Source organism: Lysinibacillus telephonicus (assembly GCF_039654155.1).
GTDB lineage: Bacteria > Bacillota > Bacilli > Bacillales_A > Planococcaceae > Ureibacillus > Ureibacillus telephonicus.
Window position 1 is genome coordinate 242701 of sequence record NZ_CP155468.1, and the last position, 26180, is coordinate 268880.

The following is a 26180-nucleotide window of genomic DNA, read 5'->3' on the forward strand; positions in this document are numbered from 1 at the left end:
AGTCTGCAGTCAATAAGATTGATAGGTAAAGGATGTCGAGAATATGACAGTTTCAATGGGATTTTATAAAGTAATTAAACAATGGGTAATAGATAGTGAAACCGGGAACATAACATTTCAACCTTTTCAAGCTGACGGGAATCCTTATAAATCAAATGTCTTTTTAGTTGGTGCAAGCCCAGAGGTGAATTTGGAAATTGCTATGAATAACTTAAAGCTATATGTTGATTCTTTAGTAGATGGAAAGCTATTTCAAGAAACTTTTACACAGGAACTGCAAGGTGCAAGCCGTGAATATAAAGGCAGTTTGAACTTCGTTTCTTGGATGAAAGAACGATATAACGAAAATGTCGTCTTAACAAATGTGAATTGCCTTTCTACTGAGAATGCTCAAATGTTAAAGCAAATGAAAAAACAGGAACATCCATTATACAAAAGAGGATTGCAAATTTTTGAAGAAGTGCTAAATGAATTTGCTCCAGAAATTGTTATTTTGCAAGGATCTTCTGCATATAAAGCTTTTATTGAACATTTTGGAGATCGGTTAATCGATTTTGTAAGTACAAACGATACAGTTCAGCAACTAGAACAAAAGGGTGTACTCGCCAAGTTTCCGTTAAAGAATGGAAAAAATATAAATATTATTGTAAGTAGGAGTATGAGTTATTTTGGAAAAGAAGGTAACTCTTTTGGAAAATTTAAAGCTACTATCAACCGAATATTACAGTGAAATATTTCCTGAATCATATTAATTTTACGTGAAAAGCGAACAATTTTATTAAAAGATACACGTTTTGCTCCTAATTTCCGAATAATTTGAATCGTTTTATTATTTAATATGTTATTGCAATCGACAAAATCCGTGTTTATAATGGGAACATTCTTAACAAAATATTTAAATTAAACAGCTTTAGTTTTACATTAGCTGGTAAAATATCACTCATATAATGGCGGGAATATGGCTCGCAAGTTTCTACCGACTTACCGTAAATAAGTCGACTATGAGAGAAAAAGTTTAGATGGCGGATGTCCTATTATTGTTTTTGGACGATTTGTTTTCTATTTACTTTCGAACATACACTCGAAAGACTTGTTCTACTCATAGAGGTGGAATAAGTTTTTCGAGTTTTTTATTGCCAAAAAGGATTTTCTGAAAGGAAGGGCTTCAACCTATGAAATTGTTAAAAGATAAAATCATACAAGAAGGAAAAGTATTATCAGATACGGTGTTAAAAGTGGATACTTTTTTAAATCATCAAATTGATCCACAACTGATGAAGGAAATTGGAGAAGAGTTTGCAAACCGATACTCAGATGAGGTAATAACAAAAATATTAACGATTGAATCGTCTGGTATTGCTCCAGCTACGATGTTAGGTTTAGTCATCGGTGCACCAGTTGTTTTTGCTCGTAAGCGTAAATCATTAACATTAGCAAACAATCTTTATTCATCAACTGTTCATTCTTTTACAAAAAAGGAAACAAATGAGATTTCCGTTTCAAGAGATTTTTTAACAGCTGACGATAATGTATTAATTGTCGATGACTTCTTAGCAAATGGAGAGGCAGTAAAAGGGTTGTTAGATATTGCAAAGCAATCAGGTGCAAAGGTAGTCGGTGTAGGAATTGTCATTGAAAAAGGATTTCAACGAGGTGGACAATTACTTCGAGAGCAAGGTATTCGAGTTGAATCATTAGCAAGAATTAAGTCTTTAGATAATGGACAAGTAGAATTTTTAGATTAATTAACTAGATTGATAGCCTAAATTAGGAGGATTTTTTGTGAAAAACGCAAAATCATTTACGCTTGGTATTCAACATTTACTTGCAATGTATGCGGGAGCTATTTTAGTACCTATTATTATCGGTGGATCGTTAGGCTTTAACTCTGAACAAATGACATATTTAGTTGCGATTGATATTTTAATGTGTGGTATTGCAACATTGTTACAAGTTATGAGAGGGAAAATATTTGGGATTGGACTACCTGTCGTACTAGGCTGTACTTTTACTGCTGTAAGTCCGATTATTGCCATTGGGACGGATAAGGGCGTCGGAGCAGTTTACGGAGCAATTATTGCTTCAGGTTTAATCGTTGTATTAATTTCAGGCTTTTTTGGTAAATTGGTTAAGTTTTTCCCACCTATCGTAACGGGTTCTGTTGTAACAATTATCGGGATTTCTTTAATTCCTGTTGCGATAAATAATATGGGTGGTGGACAAGGGGCAGCAGATTTTGGTTCAGCTCTTAATATTACTCTAGCATTACTTACGTTAGTATTTATCCTAATTGTTTATCGTTTTACAACTGGATTTGTTCGTTCGATTTCTATTTTATTAGGTCTTGTTTTTGGAACAGTAATTGCTGCTTTTCTTGGAAAAGTAGATTTTACACCAGTTGAAGAAGCATCTTTGCTTCATATGGTTCAACCGTTTTACTTTGGTACACCAACATTTGACATTAGTGCGATTATTACGATGACGTTAGTAGCAATGGTTTCATTAGTTGAATCATCTGGTGTTTATTTTGCATTAAGTGATATTACAAAAACTCCTGTTGAATCGAAGGATTTATCTCGTGGTTATCGTTCAGAAGGTTTGGCATCTATTATTGGCGGTATTTTTAATGCATTCCCATACACTACTTTTTCTCAAAACGTAGGGTTAATTAAAATGACAGGGGTAAAGGAACGCAAAGTTATTTTTATCACTGGAATTATGCTGGTAGCGCTTGGTTTCTTACCTAAAGTAGCAGCTTTAACAACAATTATTCCAACTGCAGTGCTTGGCGGTGCGATGCTTGCGATGTTTGGTATGGTTGTAACGCAGGGGATTACAATGTTAGCTCCTGAAATTATGCGTTCGCCGGAAAATGCAATGATTGCGGCAATTGCAGTTGGTTTAGGTGGAGGCGTTGTTATGGTGCCTAATATTTTCGAGGTATTGCCTGCAAGTCTTTCTGTTTTAACATCAAACGGGATTGTATGTGGTTCATTAACAGCAATTTTATTAAACATTGTATTTAATATGATTGGACCAAAAAAAGAAGATCCAATGCATACACAAACTATTCAGGCTGAATAAACTTTTCTAAGACTGTCTTGTAAGCAACATTACAAGATAGTCTTTTCTTTTGTATACTAAACTCTTTGTAACGTTCTGTAAAATCCATTCGTCTACTTTGTATCAGGGGTATTTTTATAAGTAAGAATGGGGTGTATAGCAATTAAAAGGCAAATTTGTCTTGTTACTTTTGTTTTGATTGTGATAATAAACATTTTAACAAGCTGTAGTCATCAAGTAGATGAACTAGATAGTAAACCTATAACTTCAAGTATTAAAAGCCCAGATTTTACGCTGCAAGTGACAGCACCAATGAACGTAAAAGCAAAAGAAGAATTTAAAGTGTTTGTGAAGTTTACTTATGAAGGTAAAAAAACAAAACTCCTTCAATATTCAGGAGACAAAATAAACTTTATTCTTTATAACGAAGAAATGGAAGTATATTATGAGTCGGGTTATCCGGATATAGCGAATTTAGAAAATGTTCAACCTGGAGACATTTCTCAATTGGAAGAAAGCTTCATATTAGAAAAGGGAAAATATTATTTAGCTGTAAGAACATCAAGTTTGTCTTTAGATGGAATTAGTATTAAGGGCGTTGGAAATGAAGATTATATAACAGAGGATGTGTCACCTCTCAAACTACGAATGGAGGAAAGTAAAATTACTCTTGGACCAATTGTTATTGAAGCTTATTAAAGGAGAAAAACGAGTTGTTTTTCTCCTAAAAAACTAACGTGATAAAACCTCTTCCAAAGAAGGTATCGCTTCGATTGCACCCATTTTTTCACAAACCATTGCCCCGACTTTGTTGCTGAAATGAATGATGGTTTTCCAGTCTGTGAATGAAATGGACTTTGGATGTTCAAGTTTGCTTAATTGATGTAATGTCGCTCCAACAAAAGCATCTCCTGCTCCTGTTGTATCTATTGCTTTAATAGGGATGCTACTAATGGTACTTGATTCGCCGCTATATGATAGGAAAGTTCCATCCTTCCCGAGAGTAACTGCAATACAGTTAGCCCCCAATCGATGCAATATAGAAACAGCCTTCTGTATGTTGTCTTCTTTCGTTAATAAAAATAATTCCTCGTCACTTACCTTTAAAAAATCACAATGTGGTAGATAGTTAAGAATAATTTTTATAAATTCCTCCTCCCGCCCTTGCCATAAATCAGTTCGAAAATTTGGATCAAAGGAAATAAAGCAGCGATTATTTTTTGCATAAGTAAATATTTCTTTATATGTTTGATTAAAAGGGGGGGTTAATAGAGCCGTTGCTGAACCAAAATGTATTATTTTCATTGCACCCACGATTTCTAAAGGAACATCATCCAATGTTAAATTGGCATCCGCTCCTCGATTGAAAACAAAATCTCTTTGCCCATCTTCTCCTAATGACACGAACGCCAATGTTGTAGGAGATGAAGAATCTTTTACTAGCAGATTTGTATGTACACCCACAGATTGCAATGTTTCTTCAAGAAAATCCCCAAATGGATCGGCCCCGACTTTACCTAAAAAAATAGCTTCTCCACCTAATTTTGAAATTGCTGCACAAACATTAGCGGGAGCACCACCAGCTTTTTTTATAAAAGTTTGGCTTTTCTTAAGGCTGACATTTGCCTCATGAGAAAAAAAGTCGATTAAACATTCCCCAACACATAAAATTGATTGATTCATATTGCAAGTCCTTTCAAAAGGTTATTTAAACCATAAAGTTCTATTCCTTAAAATAAAATTCCTCTAAAAAAGTTTTCGACATTCTTACTATATGAAAATAGGTGAAAGAAGTAAAACTAAACAAAATAATTAGTGTAGTAGGTGTTTTTGAACGTTAAAAATTATTTTAAAACATTATTTTTCAAATAAAGAAAAAACCACTTGCTCTCCTATTTTAGAGGAACGCACTGACCTAAAAAAATGAGACAAATAAAAACACCTTTCGTTGAAAAACGGGTATTAAACCTATAAATCCAACGTGGAGGTGTTTTTTCTATGGGAACAAGAGTTAGTTATCCAGTAGAAATTAAAATGAAAGCAATCGAAATGAGGTTAGCAGGAATACCTGTTAATCAAGTTTTAGAAGAATTGAATATTCGAAATTATACACAACTAAAAACGTGGATGAAGTGGTATCGAAATGGAGAACTTCATCGCCTTGAACAGCCAGTTGGAAAGCAATATACCTTTGGTAAAGGACCAGAATATGAAAATGAAACAGCTAAATTAAAGGCTGAGAATCGTTATTTAAAGCAACAAATTGAAGTTTTAAAAAAGTACGCAGAATTGGAAAGGAAGTGGTGCCAAGAATAGTTGTGCAATTGGTAGAAGAACTAAAAGAAGTCATGACAATTGGTGAAATCTGTGACCACTTGGGGGTAGGTAGATCATCTTATTATCGTTGGAAAAAGAATAATAACGTTGAAACAAAGAAAGATATTCGGGATAAGAGAATTGGTGAGTTGTGTAAACTTCATAAATATCGATACGGATACCGAAAAATCACAAGCATTTATGGAGAACCGATAAGTGAAAATACAGTACAAAAAGTAATGCAAAAATATAATTGGCAGTGTCGAGTAAAAGTGAAGAAACGTAAAAGCACTGGACAACCAGCATACGTCGCACCGAATTTATTAAATCGTGAATTTACAGCGGAAGCACCATTTGAAAAGTTAGTAACAGATATTACCTACTTGCCTTTTGGTCAATCAATGATGTATCTTTCAAGTATTCTAGATGTCTTTAATGGCGAGATTGTAGCGCGTACAATCGGATTTACTCAAGATACAGAGTTTGTTTTAGATACATTAAATCAGCTACCAGAATTACCTGAAGGCTGTATCCTGCATAGCGATCAAGGTTCTGTATATACGTCCTATGACTATCAAAAGGCAGTAAAAGAAAAAAGAATTACCATGAGCATGTCTCGTAAAGGCACGCCCGCTGATAATTCTCCAATTGAAACGTTTCACTCCTCGCTAAAGTCTGAAACGTTCTATCTCGACGGAATCAATCGCACAACGAATGCGCATGTGATCCAAATCGTCGAAAACTATATAAATTATTATAACAATATCCGTATTCAAACGAAACTAAACAGCCAATCGCCGGTAAAATACCGTCAACTAACTGTAAAGTAGGGTGTTTTCTTATTGTCTCAAAAATGATGGTCAGTACCGAAGCAAGTGGTTTTTAATAATGAACGAATAGAATAGGAATTATTAATGATGGTTGCCTTTATTAATCTAGGTTAGGAACCTATGATTATATTTACTATAACTTTAATTAGAATCAAATTTTATATTAGTTTGAACACGTGAAAAAACAAAATGTGTTACAGTCTGTGCAAAGGGACTGACTTTATCAATAAACTCTTCTGCTTTAGCAAGAGTTTCAAATTGCATTTTCAGCATATAACAGGCATTTCCTGCGATTCTATAACAAAACTCTACATTCGGAAGTTTCTCTATATAATTTCTAAAAGAATTATATTCTCCGTTTTTAATCGTTGCCTCTATTATGCATTGTATCGGCAAACCTAATTTTTCGTAATCAACATCTAAGGTATATTTTTTTATTAATCCAAATGACTCCATTTGTCTTACTCTTTCTGTTACGGATGGAGAAGATAAATTTACCCTTCTTCCTAGTTCACTCATGGATAAACGACTATTATTTAGTAATTCATCCAGTATTCTCTTATCAATATCATCTATTTTCATTTTTAATGTAAATCCTCCTGTATTCGTTAATTTCATAAAGAACTAATTTAATATTTGTTTTGAATTAAATGTGATTATATATTTTGCTTTATTATAATTAAATCATATTAAATATAACAGGGAGGTACCTTATATGACAAGGATTATTGAATCTAAATTTAGAGAAACTCCTTTTCAAAGGCTTTTAGGATATAACAAAGAAGTGATGGCAAGGTGGTCGCAGTTAGGAGATGTTCTAGAAAAGGATGGACTGCTCTCTGCTGAATTAAAAGAACAAGTTAGAAGGACATTAGCCCAAAGTAATGGCTGTGAATATTTCACAGCAAAAGGAAAACCAGATCCTTCTATGTTTGATGAAAAAACATTGATTGCAGTAACATTTGCAGAAGCTTTTTTAAAACATAGAAGTGATATATCCGATTCACATTTTAATATTTTAAAGGAATATTTTACTGAAGAAGAAATAAGTGAACTATGTGCATTTATTACTTTTACTACGGCTCAGCAATATTTTGGTGCAATAATGAAATTAGAAACTATTGAAAAAATTACTTTCAATAAGTTGCTTTTTCAAATTTTGGATGGAAGGCAAATGAAATAAACAAGTCTATTATCATGTAAATGGAACTACGTTTAATAGAATGATGGAGTGCCTAAGAAATCGAAATAAAGTTCCTTATTAAAGAGAGCTGTCCTAAAAGTTATTATTTCGAACTTTTGGATAGCTCTCATTATTTAAAAGTTCTTTATTAATTCTTAACATCCAATCTACAAGGTTAAAAATTTGTTTGCAGTAATATTATTTTTCCTGTTTGCAACTAAATTAATACAGTGAGCAAGTCGTTCCACGCCAAGTTTAATTTTACTCTCTTCCACTTGTGAAATGCTAAGTCGAAGTTGGTTTTCCTTTTTGAATTCTGGTAAAAAAAATCTAGATGCATCATCAACATAAATATGCTGCTCGTTAAGCATATGAACTATCTGTTTTGCTGTCACATTCCCTGGCAAACTAATGGAAAGATAAAATCCTGAAGTTGGTTTAGAATAATAAGCATTATCTGGCAGCAATAATTCACAAGCATCTAGAAGGATTTGCATTTTAGTACGGTATACCTCTTTTATTTTTTTAAGATGACTATTAAACATCCCGCTTTTTAAATAAATTTCCAGAGCACCTTGCGAAAGAGCTGAGCTATTAAAATCAGAACTGAATTTATATCGTAAAAAATTGTTAATCATTAATGGCGGGAGAACGACAGTAGCAATCCTTAATCCCGGGAGGAAAATTTTCGAAAAGCTTTTAATGTAAATCACTCTCCCAGAAGGGTTAAAAGCAAAAAAGGGGTCCGATTTTGTATCTGGATCAAGGTCACCTAAAAAATCATCTTCCACAATATAAACATCGTATTTTTCTGCTAGTTCCACGATTTTTTTCTTTTCACTATTCGTGTAACAATGTCCAAGTGGATTGTGAAATCTCGGGATAATATAGAAAAACTTTATATCATTATTTCGAAAAATGTATTCCAGACGATCAAGATCGATTCCATTCATCGATAACTCAATTCCAAAGGTATTGGCTTGGTGAAGGGAGATGGATTCAATAAATCCAAAATAAGTAGGCTGTTCTATCAAAATATTTCTTTTTCCGTTTGGAAATGGCATGGAAACTAATAAATTAAGAGCTTGCTGCGAGCCGGATACAACGATTAATCTTTCAGGGTTAGTGAACACCTGTAAATCCTGCAAATATTTCACTAACTGTACACGTAATGAATAAGAACCTTGTTGATCAGAGTATGTAAAAAGCTCTTCTTTATATTGTTCAATTGCTTGATTTATACAATGTTGAAATTCAAGATAAGGCATAACATTTTTATCCGGACCGGCAGATAAGAAATCAATGACCTCATTTTCATTCGATGCATTTTGATATTCATTCACAACGTAGTAGCCGCTTTTAGAAATAGAATAAATTAAATGCTCTTTTTCTAGTTCGGTATATGCTTTTATAACTGTATTTTTGCTGCATGAAAAATGCTCAGATAGCTGACGAACAGAAGGGAGTTTACTCCCTGCAATAAGTGATCCATTTGCAAGCCTAAGCTTAATTTCCCCCATTATTTTCAAATATTTTGAGCTCATTTATCGCCCCTCCTATGTGTACCAGTACAGATGTGTGAAAATAGAATGTTTTTATTGTTTGTACCCCGTTATTATGTTAATTATATCAAAACTGTTTTTCGTAAAGGAAGGAAATGGTACAGATATGATAAAGATTAATATGGGGGTAGGGTAAGGATGCAGAGAGAAAAATTTGGATTACTCTTGGGATTGCTAGGTGTTATTTGCTTTAGCTTAACGCTCCCTTCTACGAGTATTGCAGTAGAGTATTTTGGGACCACTGTCGTTGGTTTAGGTAGAACAGTCGTAGCCGCCATTTTAGTAGCTTTGGTATTGATTGTTCGAAAAGAAAAACTTCCTTCTCTTCGCCAATTCAAAAGCCTAGCGATTGTTGCTTTAGGAGCAGTTTTAGGATTTCCTCTCCTCACTTCTTGGGCAATGGAATCTTTGCCTGTTTCCCATGGAGCGGTTGAATTAGCCTTGTTGCCATTAGCAACAGCTGGATTTGCTATGTTTAGAGCAGGTGAAGTGCCGTCTATTAAATTCTGGATTTCAAGTGTCATCGGTTCCCTAGCTGTTATTATGTATGCACTTCATCTTGGATTTGGACAATTGCAATTTGCGGATTTAGCTTTACTTGCAGCAGTTATTATACTAGGACTTAGTTACGCGGAAGGTGGAAGATTAGCAAAAGAGCTGGGAAGCTGGCAGGTGATTGCTTGGGCCATTATGATCGGTGCTCCATTTTTCATTATTCCGGTTGGGCTTAATCTGACAACAGAAATGATCAACGCACCTTTTCAAGCTTGGATTAGCTTTATTTATCTTGCAGTAGTTAGTCAATTTTTAGCATATGTTGCTTGGTATAGCGGAATGGCTATGGGTGGAATAGCAAGAGTAAGTCAAATTCAGTACTTACAGCCATTTTTAATGATTTTATTTGCGACAGTATTTCTAGGTGAATCTATCACATTTTTCACTATTGTTATAGCATTGATTGTTGTTATTTCAGTTATTTTAGGCAAAAATGCTCCTGTATCAAAAAAAGGTGATGCATTAGAGGAAAACCTTGTTAAAAGAGCGTAAGGGTTAAACTACTAGGAAAAACATAACTATCTTTTCACTTTCTAACGGGGAATTTAGATTCATGGTTTATTGGATGATGTTGGTGAAGAACAATAAGTAGATTATTTGAAAGAATTCATTAGAATCGGATAACTTATGAAAATTGATTGGAGTGAAGGGTGGAAGCGTAACGGAATGGATTAATTTTCTTCATGTAAAAAACGTCATTTTTTATCAAGAAAAATGACGTTTTTTAACATTGCCCTGTTCTATTTCTACTTAATAGGCTTTGATCTAGTAATCTTCAACAATCACATATGTCATTTGAACAGGGCCATGAACACCAACAACTAGGTTCATTTCAATATCTGCCGAGTTGCTCGGACCTGTAATGAAGTTAATGCATGAAGATACTGGTCCGTCAATGCTTCTTAAAAACTGAGCAGCCTGAGTAAAGCGTGGAACAATTGAACTTTTTGGCACGATGGCAATCGAGTTTGTTGGTAAGAAAGAAATTACACGACCTTTCTTTTCGTTTGTTTGCAACATAATCGTACCTGACTCAGCAAGTGTAACATCGCTAATGACTATACCAATATTCGCTTGATCTGCAATTGTTATGTTTTGCTCCAATAATTCTGGTTGCCACTTGAAGCTTTCGGGCTGGGATTGCAAGAAAGAATCAATTCGCAGCTCACTAAAACGATTGTCGTCAGTGTATATAATCGAGCCGTTGCCATATTGATCAAAAATTATTTTTAAGGTTTCAGCTAAAGATGCACTATCACAAAGGTGAACGGAAGTATGGATGTTTTGACATTGCTCTATTAATATTTGAACCAATTCATCCTTTGATGTGTTTTTTAACACTTCATGCTGAGGCAGATGATTCCAACGGATTTCAGGTTTTTTGGTAAGAGGTGCAGTACGTCCTAATTTTTCGGATATCGTTTGTAAAAAAGAATCTCGGTTTTGAATCGTCATGATGGATTACCTCCTTTGTTCCGTTTTTCGAACCAATCACGGAACCGTTCCTTTTCAGGAGAAGGGAAGTCGCGTATTTCGGTCCAGTTTTTTAACGGTCCAGGTCCTTTTTTTATTTTCTCTTCATTAACAAAAGGCTTCATAACAGTAGAGGCCACTTTCGATCCTAATTTATAGACAGTGCTTGAGCCAGTTCCAAAACCAAATGCCTGCATTAAGGCAGTTTCACTTAGTGGTGCGCGCCCCTCTTTTTCAACGATAACTTCCCTATGTTTATGAAGCAATTGATGAAGCGGAATTTTCACCGGGCACACCTCTGTGCATGCACCACATAAAGTAGATGCATAAGGCAATTCTTTATAATCATCATAGCCGCCAAGAAGAGGGGAGAGAACTGCTCCAATCGGGCCAGAATAAATGGAGCCGTATGCGTGGCCTCCAATATGACGATAAACTGGACAAGCATTAACACATGCTGCACAACGGATGCATTGTAAAATTGATTGGAATTCTCCGCCTAAAATAGAAGAACGTCCGTTATCGACTATGACGAGATGAAATTCTTCCGGTCCATCTACTTCAAAAGGTTGTTTTGCTCCTGTTAAAACTGTAATATAGCTAGTTAGCTTTTGACCGACAGCACTTCTAGTTAACATGCTGACAAGTACTTCCATTTCTTCAAACGTTGGCACTAAACGTTCCATTCCCATTACCGTAATTTGTGTTTTTGGCAATGCGGATACTAGATCAGCGTTGCCTTCATTTGTTACTAAACAGATGGAACCTGTCTCTGCAACAGCAAAATTACAGCCAGTAATGCCGATATCTGCAGATAAAAATTCTTCCCTTAATACTTTACGAGCATGCAATGCTAGCTCTTCAGGTTTCGAAGTATTTGTGTATTCGATTTTGTCGGCAAAAACTTCTCGAATTTGATCCTTATTTTTGTGAAGAGCAGGTGCTACAATATGTGACGGTGGATCGTGGTCGTCAAGCTGCAAAATGTATTCGCCTAAATCTGTTTCAACAACGGAACAGCCGATTTCATCTAAATGTTGATTTAAATTTATTTCTTCCGTGACCATCGATTTTGATTTTACGATTTTCTTTGCTTCTTTTTGTTTTGCGATGGAAACGATATAATTTGAAGCTTCTTCAGCAGTTTGAGCAAAAAATACGTGCCCACCACGTTTTGACACATTTTCGCTTAACTCATACAAGTAGTAGTCAAGATTTTGTAAAACATGTTGACGAATTTCTTCACCATGATTTCGCCATTCTTCCCAATTTCCTAAACTTTCCGCTGCCAGGCTTCGTCTGGATTGCAACCTCTCTTGAGCAGAAGCAACAGCATTTCTCATAAAGTCATTTTTTAAATTTGTTTCTAATCTATCAGTAAATTTATCATTCGATATTTTCATTGCCATAGAAAAGGCCCCCTAAAAGATTAATGAACTAATGACAATTTAAAACTTCTGCAATATGCAAGGTTTGTATATTTAAATCTTTCCGGTCAATTCGACCACCGATATTCATTAAACACCCAGCATCAGAACCGATTAAATAATGTACATCTGTTTCTTGCACCGACGATACTTTTTCATCTACCATCTTTTCGGAGATTTTCCCCATTTTGACGGAAAAAGTCCCACCAAATCCACAGCAATTTTCTTTTAGAGGCAATTCAATTAATTCTAGTCCTTTAACATGCTTAAGGAGTGTTAATGGAGCATTTTTTACTTGCAACAACCTTGTCATATGACAAGATGGATGATATGTTGCTCTTCCATTAAGCTTTGCTCCTACATCTTCTACTTTAAGAACGTCCACAATAAATTGAGTTAACTCAAAAGTTTTACTAGCAATCTCTTTTGCACGACCCTGCCATTCAGAGTCTCCTTGAAAGATGTGCTCATAATCCTTAATCATATTGGCACACGAGCCGGAAGGGCAGACAATGTATTCAGACTTTTCAAATGCTCGAATCGTATTTTTCATTGCTTCTTTTGATACTTTTACATACCCGCTATTATAGGCAGGCTGCCCACAGCAAGTTTGTTCCTTTGGAAATTCTACTTCGCAATTTAATCTCTCTAAAAGTTCAACGGTGCTTTTGCCAATGTTGCTTTGAAACATATCGACTAAGCAGGTTGCAAATAATGAAACTTTCATAAAATCCCCCCTATTAAGAACACTTTACAATTTATGTTATTTATAGTCAACAGCTCATATGATGACTATAGAATAAAAGTTTAAAATAGAATAAATTTATCTATTTTAAGGGATTATTTGTTTTCTAAGTGATTAAACAAAAGACTTTCCACATGCAGTAAATGTTTTTTCATTACATTGCTAGCTTGCTGTGAATCTTGTTCTTGAAGCGCTTTAAATATATCAACATGTTCTTGATGAAGCTGCAGCAATGCTCCTCGTTCCGAATAGGATAGTAGTTCTCGAGTTTGAATAATTTGTTGTGCTATCGTACTTGAAACATTTTGCAGCATCGTAACTAGCAAAGGATTATTTGCCGCTTCTGATATTGTATGGTGAAATAAAATATCAGCTTCTCCACTGGTGTTTGCATCAAAGACTGATTTCTCCATAATTTGTAAAGTGTTGCGTAATACTTCAAGGTGTTCTTCAGTCCGGAACTTTGCGGCATTTTCAATTAAACCAAGCTCAAGTATTTTTCGAATTTCAAAAATGTTTTTAATTTGTTCCTTATCAAAAATAAGTGAACTAGGTATAAGTAGTTGAATATCTTCAGCCCCCAATTTACGTACAAATGTACCTTCTCCATGTCGAATCTCAACAATCCCTTTCGCTTGCAATGATGTGAGCGCTTCTCTAATAGCAGAGCGGCCAACCTCGAAATGTTTTGCCAGTTGCTCCACTGAGTCAAGCTTTTCCCCAGGGAGTATTTCCTTGTTTAAAATTTGTTGTTCAATGATGTCTGCAACTTGCTCATATAATTTTTTAGGTTTTATTTTTTTATATTGCATTTGATTAATACCTTCCCATGTTTCTTTCTTATTATTGATTATATTTTATTCAATGGCCTGTTTCTATAGAATAAAAAACCGCCCGTAATACGGACGGTTTAGGGTAAAGAGATTATTCTGCGTTTGGATAAATCATTTTCTTTGGATCAATGTATTCATCAAATTGTTCTTCCGTTAGAAGACCTAATGAAATAGCAGCCTCTTTTAATGTTGATCCTTCTTTATGAGCTTTTTTCGCGATTTTTGCAGCATTTTCATACCCGATATATGGGTTTAATGCAGTTACTAGCATTAAAGAATTTTCAAGGTTTTTCTCAAGCACTTCCATATTCGGCTCGATACCAACTGCACAGTTATCATTGAAAGATTTCATTGCATCTGCAAGAAGGCGTGCAGATTGCAGGAAGTTGTAGATAATAACAGGCTTGAATACATTTAATTCGAAATTACCTTGTGAAGCCGCGAATGCAATTGTTGCGTCATTTCCAACTACTTGTGTAACAACCATTGTCATTGCTTCACTTTGTGTAGGGTTTACTTTACCTGGCATGATGGAGCTTCCTGGTTCATTTTCCGGAATTGTAATTTCACCAATTCCACTACGAGGACCACTTGCTAACCATCGAACATCATTTGCTATCTTCATTAAATCAACAGCAAGTGCTTTTAGTGCACCGTGAGCAGAGACGATTTCATCATGACTTGTTAAAGCATGGAATTTATTTTCGGAAGAGGCGAAAGACTTTCCTGTTAATGTACTAATTTCTTCTGCTACCATGTCACCGAAGCGTGGGTGTGCATTAATGCCTGTACCAACAGCAGTACCACCAATAGCAAGATCCTTTAGAAATTCAGTGTTTACTTTAATCATCTTTTCTGATTTTACGAGCATGTGGTGCCAGCCGCTAATTTCTTGGCCTAAAGTTAAAGGAGTTGCATCTTGTAAATGTGTTCGGCCGATTTTAATAATATCATTAAATGCTTCTGACTTTTCTTTTAACGTTTCCTTTAACAGTTGAAGCCGCGGCATTAAGTAGTTTTCAACAATTTGTACAGCTGCGATATGCAATGCAGTAGGGAAAGTATCATTTGAACTTTGTGATTTATTAACGTCATCATTTGGATGTACATGTTCAGTAATGCCTTGCTCTTCTAACAATTGATTAGCACGGTAGGCAATAACCTCATTCACATTCATATTAGACTGTGTCCCACTACCTGTTTGCCATACAACAAGAGGGAAATGGTCATCCCATTTGCCTGCTAAAATTTCATCGGCAGTCGTTACAATTGCATCTGCTTTAGCTGGCGATAATTTGCCTAGTTTTTTATTTGCAATAGCAGCTGCTTTTTTTAATGTTGCAAATGCGCGAATAATTTCAATCGGCATTTTTTCTTCACCGATTTGGAAATTTTCTTTACTTCTTTGTGTTTGAGCTCCCCAAATTTTATCAGCAGGCACTTGAATCTCACCAATTGTGTCTTTTTCAATACGATAATCCATTCTACCAACTCCCTTTGTATAGTTATATGTAAGTTATACCCAGTAATAGAAGTAATAATAGAAAAAGGCAAACCCAAGATAGATTTGCCATTTTTCATAAAAATTATTCGAGAATTCTGAGGGGGGTATCTCGAAAATAAGAAGCAACAATATACGATAATGATAATCATTATCACTAGGGTTGTCAATTAATATTTTCCAAAAAATTATAAAAAGGGAATAGAAGGAAATATATCAGAATGAAACTAGTAATTATAATAATTTCTAGAAAATTAATAGGAATTATGTACTATTGAAATTTGAGTCGCATACAATGTATTATATTCATATTGTTTTACTAAGAATTAAAGGAGCTGATTTTATGGCTTATATGATAATAACAGGATTAATTTGCGGCGCATTGCTTGGCTTCGTAATGCAAAGAGGCCGTTTTTGTTTAACAGGTGGATTCCGCGATATGTATTTAGCTAAAAACAATCGCATGTTTTATGCATTGTTAGTAGCTATTGCTGTACAAAGTGTTGGAGTCTTTTTACTAATAGATATGGGAGTATTTGAATACTCTGCAGGAACATTGCCAATTGTTGCTGTAATTGTCGGGTCGTTTATTTTTGGTATCGGAATTATTTTAGCTGGGGGCTGTGCAACTGGTACTTGGTATCGTGCAGGTGAAGGGCTTATCGGCAGCTGGATTGCATTAGCAGGTTATATGTTGATGAGTACTATTATGAAATCAGGCGTACTAGCACCAATTAATCAGCAAATTCAAGGAAGTTCAGTCTTACCAACAAACTCAATTGCAGATACTTTTGGAATAAATCATTGGTTTATTATCATTCCATTTGTAGCAATTGTTGCGTTTATCTTATTTAAACAATTAACAAAGCCTAAAGTTGCAATTCCAGCGTTGAAAGCAAAACGTACAGGTTTAGCTCATATTTTATTTGAAAAACGTTGGAATCCGTTTGTTACGGCGGCTTTAATTGGGGTTATTGCATTAATTGCATGGCCATTAAGTGCGGCAACAGGCCGTGTATTTGGTCTTGGAATTACTACACCATCAGCAAATATTCTTCAATATTTAACAACTGGCGATAGCACGTTTATTAACTGGGGTGTATTTTTAGTATTAGGTATTTTCGCGGGCTCATTTATTGCAGCAAAAGGAAGCAAAGAATTTCGTTTTAGAATGCCTGATGTTAAAACAGGAATAAACAGTTTTGTTGGCGGTAATTTAATGGGAATTGGCGCTAGTCTTGCTGGTGGTTGTTCAATAGGGAATGGTTTGGTTATGACAGCCGCAATGACTTGGCAAGGTTGGATTGGTCTAATCTTTATGATTTTAGGCACTTGGACAGCATCTTATTTTGTTTATGTTCGTCCACGTCAAAAAGCCAAAGCTGCAAAATTAAAAGAGCAAGTAGCTGCAGTTTAATTTTAGGAGGAGATTCTTATGCAAAAAAGATTAGAAGTATTAGGAATGGTTTGTCCATTTCCGTTAATTGAGGCGCAACAAGCTATTGAAGAACTTAATTCAGGTGATGAATTAGTTGTGGATTTTGATTGTACTCAAGGTACTGAATCTATTCCTCGCTGGGCAGCAGAAGCAGGGCACACAGTAACGAATTTTGAGCAGACTGATGAAGCTGCATGGACAATTACAATTCAAAAGAAATAATTTATAAATTTAAACACCGCTTGTTTGAAAAGCTTACTTAGCTTTACGAACAGGCGGTGTTTTTAATTGGTATTCACTTTGATTATCACCTCGAAATTAAATAATTTTAACATAAAAATCTTTCCCGTTATTAATTCCATTGACTTCAATGTCCTTCTTGTTTTGATAGTAGTTTACAATGGATCTTGCAAGGCCGGAATGTCCATTTAAGTAGGTTCCAGGTGCAATGGCTTTCCCAGGATTATGAAAATCAAAATAGATTCTTGTGTCATGGGACATGCTCTCTAATATTTCAACAAAGTCTTCGTGTGGAATATGAAATCCTCTTGTGTAACAGCATTCTCTTCTATAAGTATCATGAGATATATTAATAGGTTTAGGTTCAATGACCATTTTGAAATCTTCCATAGATTCAGCTCCTTTTCTTGTACAAAATATTTCTAATAAGTATAACAAAAAAAAGGTTTGAGGTGTCAGAATATTTAATAAATAAAGGGTGAACGTTTTATGAAACTATGGTTCACCATTCCTCCCTCTGCATTTCCTCTGCGATGACTTGAAGGCCGTATGCATTAATCTCTATTATTTTATAGTTATGAAGGTCTGCATACTTTTGTGCTAGGCTCTTAACGTATTTCGGTGATGCTTCGTTTTCTTCATCGTATACAAGAAGTAGGCCATCAGTATTGGAAATAATAAACTTATCTTTTTCGATAAATTGCCAGGGTGCCTCATAGGGGCGTTTTGTTACACTTGTAACAAAATCTGCTTTACCTATTATGAAATGAAACTTCTGTTGTTTTTGTTCATTCCAATTTTTTTCTTGTTCTAAAAATGGGGTAATAACAGAATATTTTAGATTAGGATATTCATTTTTCAATTCTATTATGACTTCTGCTGTCCATGTTTCTACACCAGGTTGGCCGCTAATAACAACCCATTCTAAGCCATTGTCCAATAATACTCTTAATTCATTTTCTATTGCCTTTTTAATAATAGGGATACCAGGGTGCTTATCATTAAATATTCCAAGTTCATGTGGACGATAGCCAGAAACGTAGATTGTTTTCATAATTAACTCCTTAAAAATTAATATCTTCACCATTATTTTAACGAAAAAAAAGGCTATTCGATAATATTTCGAATAACCGCTTTAAATGGCACACTATTATGAGAATTGCTTGCGCACAAGATCTATTGCCCAATCGATTTCTTCCTTCGTAATAATTAATGGAGGGGCAAAACGGATTACGTAATCATGTGTTTCTTTACATAATAATCCTAATCCCATTAATTTTTCACAGTAAGGACGAGCTGGTTCTGTTAGTTCAACTCCGATAAATAGGCCTTTTCCTCGAACTTCTTTTATAGCCGGGTGTTTAATTGCTCGTAGTTGTTCAACGAAGTATTTGCCAAGTTCTAGTGAGCGATCTAGTAGTTTTTCCTCTTCAATCACTTCAAGAGATGCAAGTGAAACGGCGCAGGCAAGCGGGTTTCCACCGAAAGTAGATCCATGTGAACCGGGATTTAATACGCCAAGAATGTCACTATTTGCAACAACAGCAGAAATTGGCATTACGCCGCCACCAAGTGCTTTTCCGAGGATAATTACATCCGGGGTTACATCATCCCATTGGTGAGCAAACATTCTTCCTGTACGAGCTAATCCTGTTTGGATTTCATCTGCAATAAATAATACATTGTTTTCTTTGCATATCTGTTCAGCTGCTTTTAAGAAGCCTTTTGGAGGTATGATGATACCAGCTTCGCCTTGAATTGGCTCAACAATAAATGCAGCAGTGTTTGGTGTGATTGCCTCTTTAAGGGCATCAGCATCACCATAAGGAATTATTTTAAATCCAGGCAACATCGGTCCGAATCCACGTTTATACTCTTGTTCAGAAGATAGCGAAACAGCACCTATTGTACGGCCGTGGAAGTTCCCGTTGCAGCCAATTATTTCTGTTTTATTGTCTTCCACACCTTTTACTTCATATGCCCAGCGACGAGCAACTTTAATTGCAGATTCTACAGCTTCTGCACCTGTATTCATTGGTAATACCATGTTTTTCCCTGTTATTCCACAAACTTTTTCATACCAAGGTCCGAGCTTGTCATTGTGAAACGCACGCGAAGTAAGTGTTACGCGATTCGCTTGGTCGATTAATGCCTGAATAATTTTCGGGTGGCGATGGCCTTGATTTAATGCAGAATAAGCGGAAAGCATATCCATATATTTATTGCCTTCAGGGTCTTTTACCCATATCCCTTCAGCTTCTGAAATTACAATTGGTAGTGGATGATAATTGTTTGCACCAAAGTTTTCAGTTTGTTTAATTAAACTTGTTGATTTCATAGTCAAATGAAGTTCCCCCTTTATGATGGTGATCGAAAAGAAGCATATACATGGTGAAATTACACGCAATGAAAGACTGTTAGTAATCATCATTACAGTATATTTTCTTACTGCAATCAAATTATCTCTTTTGTAATCGCTGTCATATTTCATCCAAATCTTTTTATTCGATATAGAGAGTGTAAAAACCTTCTAATGATGTTACATTCGGTAGCTATTCATAGTATGAAAAATACTTCATAAAACGTTTTTATCTAACAAAAAAATTAAAAATGTGTTCTAAAATTTAGCTTAGATTCAATGTCATTTGTCGTTTTTACAGGTCAAAGGAAGCTTTTTAATTTCAAGTTATTTACATTTTGTTTACTCAATGTAATAATATGGTAAAATCAAAGGGGTCGAGGAAATGGAAATAAAAAAATTTATTGTTAGCTTCTTAGTAATTATATTATTTAGTATCAACTCATTTAATAATATTAGTGCTAAAGCAAATATCATTGAATTAGATAATGCAAAAATAATAGCTGAAAAATTTAAAGCAAATAGTATATACACCGAAACATGGAAATATGGAGAGTTGGTTTTTGTAAACTTAATTTACGATGTTGATGATAGTCTATTAGGTTATCACTTTATAATCAATGAGAAAGGGCAAAATATAGGGTATATTGTAGTCTCAGCTTCTGAAAATGTAGAAACTATATTTTCATTTGGAACAGGTTCTTTTATAAATGAAGATGTTGAGCAAAATTCAGGAGAGAAGATTTATTTTATAAACCCTGTGTCAATTGTCACAGCAAAGAATACTATTGAATTAAACGAAACATTTGAAAAAAATAAAACGGAACTAATTGATAAGTTGAAGGATGAAATGACATTGAATAATCTTTCGGACGAAGACTCTACCGACTCGATTAGAGAGGAAATTGAATTAATTGAAAACTTGGAGTTAAAAACAGTTAGTGAAAGAAATTTGGAAAATAATATTACAGACTCTGAATCAGCAATTCAAAATAGTAATCCTTCAGTTATAACGCCACTAGCCTCAAATCCTTTACAAGTTAGAAGAGTATACCAGAGATCTTCAGGTGTATTACAACCAGGGAAATCATGTGGACCAGCAGTTGGGGTAATGATGTCAAACTATTATTATTCAATAGGGTATGAGTCTATTAATAATAGCGGATATTATGGTGGAGATGCTAAATTTATAAATCACCTAGCGAGTTCAGGTTACATGAAAACAGGTACTGTTGGTACTTCATTAGCTAATTTTGAAGATGGGCTTAGAAAACATTTAAACTTAAATTTAACTTCAAACTTATTTGATGTGGCTCGTACCTCTGCTACAAATAAATATAGTACGTATAAAAATTTAATTAATTCAGGCCATCCAGTGGCAATTAGATTTACAAATATATGGGAGGCTATCTTTGGGTCATCAGCTTATTCCTGGCACTATGTTTTAGGAACTGGGTATTCTGGTTCAAATGTGATAATGTTAGATCCAGATGGTTCAAGTTCTGGAACTAAAACTTTCAACTATACTACTTATCAGTCAGATATGAATTTAATTTGGATTATCCCTTGATGGTCTCGTTATTAATTTATTTTTAATTAAAAAATATATAGTAGGTGGTATAATGAAACCTTTCTATCTAATTTTGGTTAGCTCAATTCCTTTTATTGTGAGTTTGTTACTGGGGGTTATATCTTGGATATTCCTTTATCAAAGAACTATACCGAATGATATTTTGTTTGCTGTTATTTTTTACATTATACCTCCTTATGTATTTATTATTTTGCCTTTTTATTTCGGAATAAAATATGTCATTGAGAGGATTTTTAATTCACTTCGAGGTGGAGTATTTATAGCTAGCTGTGTTTTAGTAGCCTTTTTACAAGCCTATCTTTTAGTACTAGTTTTAGGTGGAAGTCTTTTTGATAAAAATGGTGCATTAGTAATCGGCTTGCCATTTTTATTACTAGGATTTAGTTTTGCTTTACTCGTTTTATTTTTTGAAAGAAAGCCAAAGGAAAAAATTTAAATAATTAAAATAAATCGAATCTTCTTTCCGCTATCTAAAAGGAGCATATTTTCCTTTACAAATCAGTACTGTATTCACGGTAATGAACATTGCCCTTGATTGCTATGTACCACAAAGCTTATTCTGATTACTATAAAATTTAATTTGAAAAAACCAAAATAAATACTTGCATTATTGCTGAGATAGGAATATTATAATGACCGGATGACCAAAATGGTTTTGCGGTCATTTTTTGTGCGGTATGCTGTACATAACTTAACTAGAAAGGATGTTGGGAATGGATCGTAGGCAGGAAATTCTTGAAGCAGCTACAAAATCTTTTACATTGTTTGGCTATAAGGCGACAACAATGGAACAAGTAGCGAAAATTGCGAATGTCGGTAAAGGAACCATTTATACATTCTTTGCGAATAAAGAAATTCTATTTCAAGAAATAGTCATGTCTCTTATACGGGAAATGCAAGCCGAAGCGGATGCTGTTTTAGATGCATCAGCTAGCTTTATGGACAATGCGCACAATGCTTTAATGAAAATGCTGCAGTTCCGTGAAAAACATCTTTTATTTGCGAAGTTGATAGAGGAGGAAAAGGAATTACGGACGCCGGCGGTTAAACAAGTGCTTATTCGTATCGAAAGTGAAATTTTATCGTATGTGGCAAAGTTAATTCAGCGGCGCATCGATAAAGGGGAAATTAAAGATTGTGATACCCAGTTAGTAAGCTACTTGTTGTTCAAGGCGTATCTGGCATTTGTTGTTGATTGGCATGATTTGCACGGTGACAGCATACCAGAAGAAAAGATTTTAAATCTTTTCAAGGAAACCATTTTCCGGGGACTAGTTTTAACATGAAAAGGCATCACCTACACTATAGAGGATGCCGATTCGTGATTCATTGTAGTCTGTGGAACGTGTGATATTTTTTTAACTATAATTGACCGAATGACGTTTTTGGTCATAGTGTATAGGAGTGAGAAAAAACATGATTAAAGCGGAATGGCTGAAAATTTTAAAAACAAGGAAAATGCTTATCCCAATCATCGCTGTCTTATTTATCCCAGTCATGTATGCTGGCATGTTTTTATGGGCATTTTGGGATCCATATGCAGGCCTTCCTAACTTACCGGTAGCTATTGTCAATGAGGATAAAGGCGCTGAAATGGACGGGGAAAAATTAGATTTAGGAAACACCTTGGTTGATAAGCTTGTCGATAGCGAGCAATTTAATTTTATTGAAGTCTCAAAGGAACAAGCTGAAAAGGGCTTAAACAATCGAGACTATTATATGATCTTAGAAATTCCAACAAATTTCTCTGAGCATGCAACAACAATATTAGATGATAAACCATCTAAATTAGTCATGAATTATATTCCGAATGAAGGATTAAACTTCCTCGGTGCACAAATTGGTGAAACAGCAATGAATCGTGTGCAGGCGGAAGTGAATGCACAAATTACGTCAACGTTTGCGGAAAAATTATTTGATTCCATTACAACGCTTGGCGATGGCTTTTCAGAGGCTGCTGACGGCTCCTTGAAACTGGATGAGGGTGCTCAAAAAGTAGCTAATGGGGCAAAAGATTTAAAAGGGTATCTAGAACAATTAGCATCAAGTACGATTGAATTGTCAGATGGCACAGATAAAATCACACAGGGTGCCAGTGAAGCTGCAAAGGGTGCGAATAATTTATCAACTGGTTTAGTGAAGCTGCAGGATGGTACTGTACAATTGCAGCAAGGTGCACAACAGGCAGCAAATGGAGCTGAGAGCCTTGAGCAAGGCTTATCCCAATATACACAGGGGGTTGCTAAGGTTGAATCAGGCTTAGCTACGCTGAACGATAAACAACAACAAATCAGTACTGGTGCAGCTTCGCTTGCAGATAGTGCAGGTACATTAAATGGAGCAGCTGGCGAGTTAACTGATGGTTCTGCAAAGGTAGAAACAGGCATCTCTGCTTTATCACAGCAATTACAAGAAGTGTTGGCGTCTCTTCCTGAAGAGCAATCAACAGCCATAAAGCAAACATTGGCAGAGCTGCAAGCAGGCAGTTCAAGCGTGCATAATGGTTTAGTATCTTTATCAGATGGTACAGAAAAGCTGCAGGCTGGTGCAAACCAAGTGAAATCCGGTGCAACGCAAATTGCTGAAGGCCAAGCGGAAGTGTTGGCAGGTGCAAATGAGTTAACAGCAAAAAGCAGTGCCTTACTAGAAGGTGTACACGGTTTGCAGGAAGGTAATGCAACACTAGCTGAAAAATTAGGTGAATTAAATGCTGGTGCAGAAACTGCTGTTGCAGGTTCCAAATCATTAGTTTCAGGCTTAAATGAATTGGCGAGTGGCTCAAAAACGTTAAATGAAGGTACAACAACGCTTGCTTCAAAATCTGGTGAGTTGGCTCAAGGCTCTGCAACACTAGCCGATGGTTCAACCGAGGTTGCAGATGGTACAGCAACTTTATCCAGCAAGTTAGACGATGCAAGTGAGAAGGTAAACGAAGTTCATGCAAATGAAGACACTTATGATATGATAGGCAGTCCAGTTGAGGTAGACAAAGAATCAGTCAACCATGTGCCTAACTATGGTACAGGTTTTGCACCATATTTCATTTCCCTTGGGTTATTCGTAGGGGCTTTATTAATCTCAATTGTGTTCCCCCTTGTAGAGCCGGCTATCCGACCAAAAAGTGGAGCTGCTTGGTTTACAAGTAAAGTGACTGTATTAGCATTTGTTGGATTGATTCAAACATTATTGACTGTAGTAATTGTAAAATGGGGCTTAGGTCTTGAGGTGCAAAACTTTGGATATTTCGTACTAACTGCATTAATTACAAGCTACGTATTCCTTGCTTTAATTCAAATGCTTGTATCGATTTTAGGCGATCCAGGTCGCTTTATAGCAATTGTTGTATTAATTTTACAACTTACAACAAGTGCTGGTACATTCCCGTTAGAGTTAATCCCGTCACCATTACAAGTATTTAATAAGCTATTGCCGATGACATATACTGTTCAAGCGTTTAAATCAAGTATTTCTACTGGCGATACATCATTCTTAATGCAAAACTACGGTGTATTGATTGGATTCATGATTGCTTTCTTAGTGATTACATTTGGATATTTCAAACTGTTATATACAAAGCGTTACTCAAAAATAGCAGAAGAAAACTAAGTAAATTAGTACAATAGCTGTACGTAAAAAGGATAAATAGGGAAAACGGCTCCTAATCGGTATTATATTACCGATTTAGGAGCCGTTTTTTAATTATAGAGAGTTTTAGGCTTTTTCCAAAACATCGAAATTATGATTCCGATGATTAGTACTAGAGTTGCAAAATAATATGGGAAGTTAAAGTTTATATCAAATAAAACGCCGCCGATAATCGGTCCAATAATATTACCGAGGCTCGTAAACATAGAGTTCATGCCGCCCATAAATCCTTGCTCATTGGCTGCAATATTTGATAAATAAGAAGTAATTGCAGGACGAATTAAATCAAACCCAATAAATACAATGCATGATGTAATCATAACGGACCAATATGAATTAACGACGGTCATTGCATATACTAAAAGTGCGGATACTATTAAGCAATAGCGTACAAGTCCGATTTCTCCAACCTTTTTTATCAATGGGTCAAATAATAAAACTTGTGCTACAGCTCCGACAAGTCCTCCACCTGTTACTAAAATAGCAATATCGGTAGGTGTAAAACTAAATTTATGGTCTACAAATAAACTAAATAATGATTCAAACGAGGCTAAACTAAAGGAACTAACAAAAAGTGAAATGAATGCAAAAAAGTATATAGGAACAAGAAATTGCCGGAAGCCTTTTTTCTCTTTTACATTGTTTACAGTTTCTTTTTCTCTTCTGTCAGGTTCTTTCAAAAATATAAACGATAGAATAAAAGCAAGCATTGCTAATATGGCTGCAGCAAAAAATGGAGCGCGCACACCAAATTCTGTTAATAAACCACCAATCCCAGGTCCAATAATAAATCCTGTATTAATTGCTGCGGACATATAGCCAAGTGCTTTTGGACGGTAGCTTTCCGTCGTAATATCTGCAATAAATGCTGTTACAGCCGGCATTATAAAAGCGCCGCTTATACCACCAAGTACTCGAGATATAAATAATATTTCCACTGTATTTCCTAAACCAAATAACAGCTCAGAAAGGCTAAAAATAACTAAACCAATTAGTATCATAATTTTACGGCCAAATTTATCTGCCCATTTACCTGCAAACGGGGAGAATACTAACTGAGCGATGGCAAAAGCAGACACCATATAGCCCATAATAGAACCATTTAGCGACATTTCATTCATAATCGTTGGCATTACTGGAATAACAAGTCCAATGCCAATAAAAGAGATAAATAAATTACTTAATAAAATTACTAGGGTAATTTTTGAGGTTTCGGGATTCATAGTTGGATCTCCTCACGAAAACAAAAGTGTTAAAAATTTACTACTTGAATCAAACTAAACTTTATTATATGTATCGACATTATGGAGTCAATGAATACGCTCTATTAAAATACTAAAAAAGAATGCCTATTGTAGAAGGAAATAGGCATAAAAGTTTATCGGTGAATAGGTTGTGGATGTAATTTAAATCCTATGA

25 protein-coding genes and 1 riboswitch are annotated in these 26180 nt (G+C 35.2%); of the genes, 13 read left to right on the forward strand and 12 right to left on the reverse strand.

Annotated elements, in window-relative coordinates:
• The first annotated feature begins 43 nt into the window (after window positions 1-43).
• The 4 genes from MKY04_RS01065 to MKY04_RS01080 all read left to right on the forward strand — a co-directional run bounded on the left by MKY04_RS01065 (window position 44) and on the right by MKY04_RS01080 (window position 3762).
• On the forward strand, window positions 44-730 hold the full coding sequence (locus tag MKY04_RS01065; RefSeq protein ID WP_126292400.1) for a uracil-DNA glycosylase family protein: 687 nt from the start codon (window positions 44-46) through the stop codon (window positions 728-730).
• A gap of 190 nt (window positions 731-920) precedes the next feature.
• Window positions 921-1022: riboswitch (purine riboswitch) on the forward strand.
• 150 nt (window positions 1023-1172) lie between these two features.
• Complete coding sequence (locus tag MKY04_RS01070; protein ID WP_126292401.1) at window positions 1173-1745, forward strand: xanthine phosphoribosyltransferase; 573 nt, start codon at window positions 1173-1175, stop codon at window positions 1743-1745.
• A gap of 37 nt (window positions 1746-1782) precedes the next feature.
• On the forward strand, window positions 1783-3084 hold the full coding sequence (locus MKY04_RS01075; protein ID WP_126292402.1) for a nucleobase:cation symporter-2 family protein: 1302 nt from the start codon (window positions 1783-1785) through the stop codon (window positions 3082-3084).
• Between the two features lie 174 nt (window positions 3085-3258).
• Complete coding sequence (locus MKY04_RS01080; protein WP_126292403.1) at window positions 3259-3762, forward strand: hypothetical protein; 504 nt, start codon at window positions 3259-3261, stop codon at window positions 3760-3762.
• 33 nt (window positions 3763-3795) lie between these two features.
• Here MKY04_RS01080 and MKY04_RS01085 read toward each other — a convergent pair whose 3' ends face one another.
• Entirely contained in the window at window positions 3796-4746 is a 951-nt protein-coding gene (locus tag MKY04_RS01085; protein WP_126292404.1) for a carbohydrate kinase family protein, read from the reverse strand.
• A 315-nt stretch (window positions 4747-5061) separates the two neighbouring features.
• Between MKY04_RS01085 and MKY04_RS01090 the strand changes: the two genes are divergently transcribed.
• A protein-coding gene (locus MKY04_RS01090; RefSeq protein WP_346235183.1) for an IS3 family transposase occupies window positions 5062-6209 on the forward strand; the annotation gives its coding sequence in 2 pieces (ribosomal slippage) (window positions 5062-5335 and window positions 5335-6209; 1149 coding nt in all).
• A 141-nt stretch (window positions 6210-6350) separates the two neighbouring features.
• Here MKY04_RS01090 and MKY04_RS01095 read toward each other — a convergent pair.
• Entirely contained in the window at window positions 6351-6791 is a 441-nt protein-coding gene (locus MKY04_RS01095; protein ID WP_126292405.1) for an Lrp/AsnC family transcriptional regulator, read from the reverse strand.
• A gap of 133 nt (window positions 6792-6924) precedes the next feature.
• Here MKY04_RS01095 and MKY04_RS01100 point away from each other — a divergent pair, with 133 nt between their 5' ends.
• Window positions 6925-7392, forward strand: coding sequence for a carboxymuconolactone decarboxylase family protein (locus MKY04_RS01100; protein WP_126292406.1), 468 nt, complete (start codon window positions 6925-6927; stop codon window positions 7390-7392).
• A gap of 167 nt (window positions 7393-7559) precedes the next feature.
• Here MKY04_RS01100 and MKY04_RS01105 read toward each other — a convergent pair whose 3' ends face one another.
• Window positions 7560-8936, reverse strand: coding sequence for a PLP-dependent aminotransferase family protein (locus MKY04_RS01105; RefSeq protein ID WP_126292407.1), 1377 nt, complete (start codon window positions 8934-8936; stop codon window positions 7560-7562).
• Between the two features lie 156 nt (window positions 8937-9092).
• Between MKY04_RS01105 and MKY04_RS01110 the strand changes: the two genes are divergently transcribed.
• A complete protein-coding gene (locus tag MKY04_RS01110) occupies window positions 9093-10001 on the forward strand; it encodes a DMT family transporter (protein ID WP_346235184.1) in 909 nt (302 codons plus the stop codon).
• A gap of 273 nt (window positions 10002-10274) precedes the next feature.
• On the opposite strand, the gene MKY04_RS01115 is transcribed toward MKY04_RS01110, so the two are convergent.
• The 5 genes from MKY04_RS01115 to fumC form a co-directional block, all read right to left on the reverse strand.
• Window positions 10275-10964, reverse strand: a complete 690-nt coding sequence (locus MKY04_RS01115; RefSeq protein WP_126292409.1) for a LutC/YkgG family protein — start codon at window positions 10962-10964, stop codon at window positions 10275-10277.
• On the reverse strand, window positions 10961-12391 hold the full coding sequence (locus tag MKY04_RS01120; RefSeq protein ID WP_126292410.1) for a LutB/LldF family L-lactate oxidation iron-sulfur protein: 1431 nt from the start codon (window positions 12389-12391) through the stop codon (window positions 10961-10963). Before MKY04_RS01120 ends, MKY04_RS01115 begins: the two co-directional genes overlap by 4 nt.
• Window positions 12392-12419: 28 nt before the next feature.
• Window positions 12420-13136, reverse strand: coding sequence for a (Fe-S)-binding protein (locus MKY04_RS01125; protein WP_126292411.1), 717 nt, complete (start codon window positions 13134-13136; stop codon window positions 12420-12422).
• A gap of 113 nt (window positions 13137-13249) precedes the next feature.
• Entirely contained in the window at window positions 13250-13966 is a 717-nt protein-coding gene (locus MKY04_RS01130; RefSeq protein ID WP_126292412.1) for a FadR/GntR family transcriptional regulator, read from the reverse strand.
• Between the two features lie 112 nt (window positions 13967-14078).
• Window positions 14079-15470, reverse strand: a complete 1392-nt coding sequence (gene fumC, locus MKY04_RS01135; RefSeq protein ID WP_126292413.1) for a class II fumarate hydratase — start codon at window positions 15468-15470, stop codon at window positions 14079-14081.
• A gap of 361 nt (window positions 15471-15831) precedes the next feature.
• Here fumC and MKY04_RS01140 point away from each other — a divergent pair, with 361 nt between their 5' ends.
• Both MKY04_RS01140 and MKY04_RS01145 read left to right on the forward strand, forming a co-directional pair.
• Window positions 15832-16905 carry a YeeE/YedE family protein gene (locus MKY04_RS01140; RefSeq protein WP_126292414.1) on the forward strand — a complete coding sequence of 358 codons (1074 nt, stop codon included), beginning with the start codon at window positions 15832-15834 and terminating at the stop codon, window positions 16903-16905.
• Window positions 16906-16923: 18 nt separating this feature from the next.
• Entirely contained in the window at window positions 16924-17148 is a 225-nt protein-coding gene (locus tag MKY04_RS01145) for a sulfurtransferase TusA family protein (RefSeq protein WP_126292415.1), read from the forward strand.
• A 96-nt stretch (window positions 17149-17244) separates the two neighbouring features.
• Here the strand turns inward: MKY04_RS01145 and MKY04_RS01150 are convergent, their stop codons facing one another.
• The 3 genes from MKY04_RS01150 to MKY04_RS01160 all read right to left on the reverse strand — a co-directional run bounded on the left by MKY04_RS01150 (window position 17245) and on the right by MKY04_RS01160 (window position 19504).
• Window positions 17245-17556: a hypothetical protein gene (locus MKY04_RS01150; protein WP_346235185.1), complete on the reverse strand. Its 312-nt coding sequence runs from the start codon at window positions 17554-17556 to the stop codon at window positions 17245-17247.
• 112 nt (window positions 17557-17668) lie between these two features.
• Window positions 17669-18220, reverse strand: coding sequence for a DUF1273 domain-containing protein (locus tag MKY04_RS01155; protein ID WP_410798159.1), 552 nt, complete (start codon window positions 18218-18220; stop codon window positions 17669-17671).
• Between the two features lie 96 nt (window positions 18221-18316).
• Complete coding sequence (locus tag MKY04_RS01160) at window positions 18317-19504, reverse strand: ornithine--oxo-acid transaminase (protein WP_346235863.1); 1188 nt, start codon at window positions 19502-19504, stop codon at window positions 18317-18319.
• A gap of 406 nt (window positions 19505-19910) precedes the next feature.
• Here MKY04_RS01160 and MKY04_RS01165 point away from each other — a divergent pair, with 406 nt between their 5' ends.
• The 4 genes from MKY04_RS01165 (at window position 19911) to MKY04_RS01180 (ending at window position 24722) form a co-directional block, all read left to right on the forward strand.
• Window positions 19911-21095 carry a C39 family peptidase gene (locus MKY04_RS01165; protein ID WP_346235186.1) on the forward strand — a complete coding sequence of 395 codons (1185 nt, stop codon included), beginning with the start codon at window positions 19911-19913 and terminating at the stop codon, window positions 21093-21095.
• Between the two features lie 52 nt (window positions 21096-21147).
• Window positions 21148-21552, forward strand: coding sequence for a hypothetical protein (locus MKY04_RS01170; RefSeq protein WP_126292418.1), 405 nt, complete (start codon window positions 21148-21150; stop codon window positions 21550-21552).
• Between the two features lie 277 nt (window positions 21553-21829).
• Complete coding sequence (locus MKY04_RS01175; RefSeq protein ID WP_126292419.1) at window positions 21830-22402, forward strand: TetR/AcrR family transcriptional regulator; 573 nt, start codon at window positions 21830-21832, stop codon at window positions 22400-22402.
• Window positions 22403-22532: 130 nt separating this feature from the next.
• A complete protein-coding gene (locus MKY04_RS01180; RefSeq protein WP_346235187.1) occupies window positions 22533-24722 on the forward strand; it encodes a YhgE/Pip domain-containing protein in 2190 nt (729 codons plus the stop codon).
• A gap of 89 nt (window positions 24723-24811) precedes the next feature.
• Here MKY04_RS01180 and MKY04_RS01185 read toward each other — a convergent pair whose 3' ends face one another.
• On the reverse strand, window positions 24812-25984 hold the full coding sequence (locus MKY04_RS01185; protein WP_126292421.1) for an MFS transporter: 1173 nt from the start codon (window positions 25982-25984) through the stop codon (window positions 24812-24814).
• Window positions 25985-26180: the final 196 nt, after the last annotated feature.

Excerpts from the sequence above, each read along its gene's own strand:
- MKY04_RS01065 (WP_126292400.1), top strand. The coding sequence starts at position 44 with ATGACAGTTTCAATGGGATTTTATAAAGTAATTAAACAATGGGTAATA.
- MKY04_RS01130 (WP_126292412.1), bottom strand. The coding sequence starts at position 13,966 with ATGCAATATAAAAAAATAAAACCTAAAAAATTATATGAGCAAGTTGCA.
- MKY04_RS01115 (WP_126292409.1), bottom strand. The coding sequence starts at position 10,964 with ATGACGATTCAAAACCGAGATTCTTTTTTACAAACGATATCCGAAAAA.
- MKY04_RS01175 (WP_126292419.1), top strand. The coding sequence starts at position 21,830 with ATGGATCGTAGGCAGGAAATTCTTGAAGCAGCTACAAAATCTTTTACA.
- MKY04_RS01155 (WP_410798159.1), bottom strand. The coding sequence starts at position 18,220 with ATGAAAACAATCTACGTTTCTGGCTATCGTCCACATGAACTTGGAATA.
- MKY04_RS01165 (WP_346235186.1), top strand. The coding sequence starts at position 19,911 with ATGGAAATAAAAAAATTTATTGTTAGCTTCTTAGTAATTATATTATTT.
- MKY04_RS01120 (WP_126292410.1), bottom strand. The coding sequence starts at position 12,391 with ATGGCAATGAAAATATCGAATGATAAATTTACTGATAGATTAGAAACA.
- MKY04_RS01180 (WP_346235187.1), top strand. The coding sequence starts at position 22,533 with ATGATTAAAGCGGAATGGCTGAAAATTTTAAAAACAAGGAAAATGCTT.
- MKY04_RS01160 (WP_346235863.1), bottom strand. The coding sequence starts at position 19,504 with ATGAAATCAACAAGTTTAATTAAACAAACTGAAAACTTTGGTGCAAAC.
- MKY04_RS01150 (WP_346235185.1), bottom strand. The coding sequence starts at position 17,556 with ATGGAAGATTTCAAAATGGTCATTGAACCTAAACCTATTAATATATCT.
- MKY04_RS01140 (WP_126292414.1), top strand. The coding sequence starts at position 15,832 with ATGGCTTATATGATAATAACAGGATTAATTTGCGGCGCATTGCTTGGC.
- MKY04_RS01100 (WP_126292406.1), top strand. The coding sequence starts at position 6,925 with ATGACAAGGATTATTGAATCTAAATTTAGAGAAACTCCTTTTCAAAGG.
- MKY04_RS01105 (WP_126292407.1), bottom strand. The coding sequence starts at position 8,936 with ATGAGCTCAAAATATTTGAAAATAATGGGGGAAATTAAGCTTAGGCTT.
- MKY04_RS01110 (WP_346235184.1), top strand. The coding sequence starts at position 9,093 with ATGCAGAGAGAAAAATTTGGATTACTCTTGGGATTGCTAGGTGTTATT.
- MKY04_RS01095 (WP_126292405.1), bottom strand. The coding sequence starts at position 6,791 with ATGAAAATAGATGATATTGATAAGAGAATACTGGATGAATTACTAAAT.
- MKY04_RS01070 (WP_126292401.1), top strand. The coding sequence starts at position 1,173 with ATGAAATTGTTAAAAGATAAAATCATACAAGAAGGAAAAGTATTATCA.
- MKY04_RS01145 (WP_126292415.1), top strand. The coding sequence starts at position 16,924 with ATGCAAAAAAGATTAGAAGTATTAGGAATGGTTTGTCCATTTCCGTTA.
- MKY04_RS01085 (WP_126292404.1), bottom strand. The coding sequence starts at position 4,746 with ATGAATCAATCAATTTTATGTGTTGGGGAATGTTTAATCGACTTTTTT.
- MKY04_RS01170 (WP_126292418.1), top strand. The coding sequence starts at position 21,148 with ATGAAACCTTTCTATCTAATTTTGGTTAGCTCAATTCCTTTTATTGTG.
- MKY04_RS01125 (WP_126292411.1), bottom strand. The coding sequence starts at position 13,136 with ATGAAAGTTTCATTATTTGCAACCTGCTTAGTCGATATGTTTCAAAGC.
- MKY04_RS01185 (WP_126292421.1), bottom strand. The coding sequence starts at position 25,984 with ATGAATCCCGAAACCTCAAAAATTACCCTAGTAATTTTATTAAGTAAT.
- fumC (WP_126292413.1), bottom strand. The coding sequence starts at position 15,470 with ATGGATTATCGTATTGAAAAAGACACAATTGGTGAGATTCAAGTGCCT.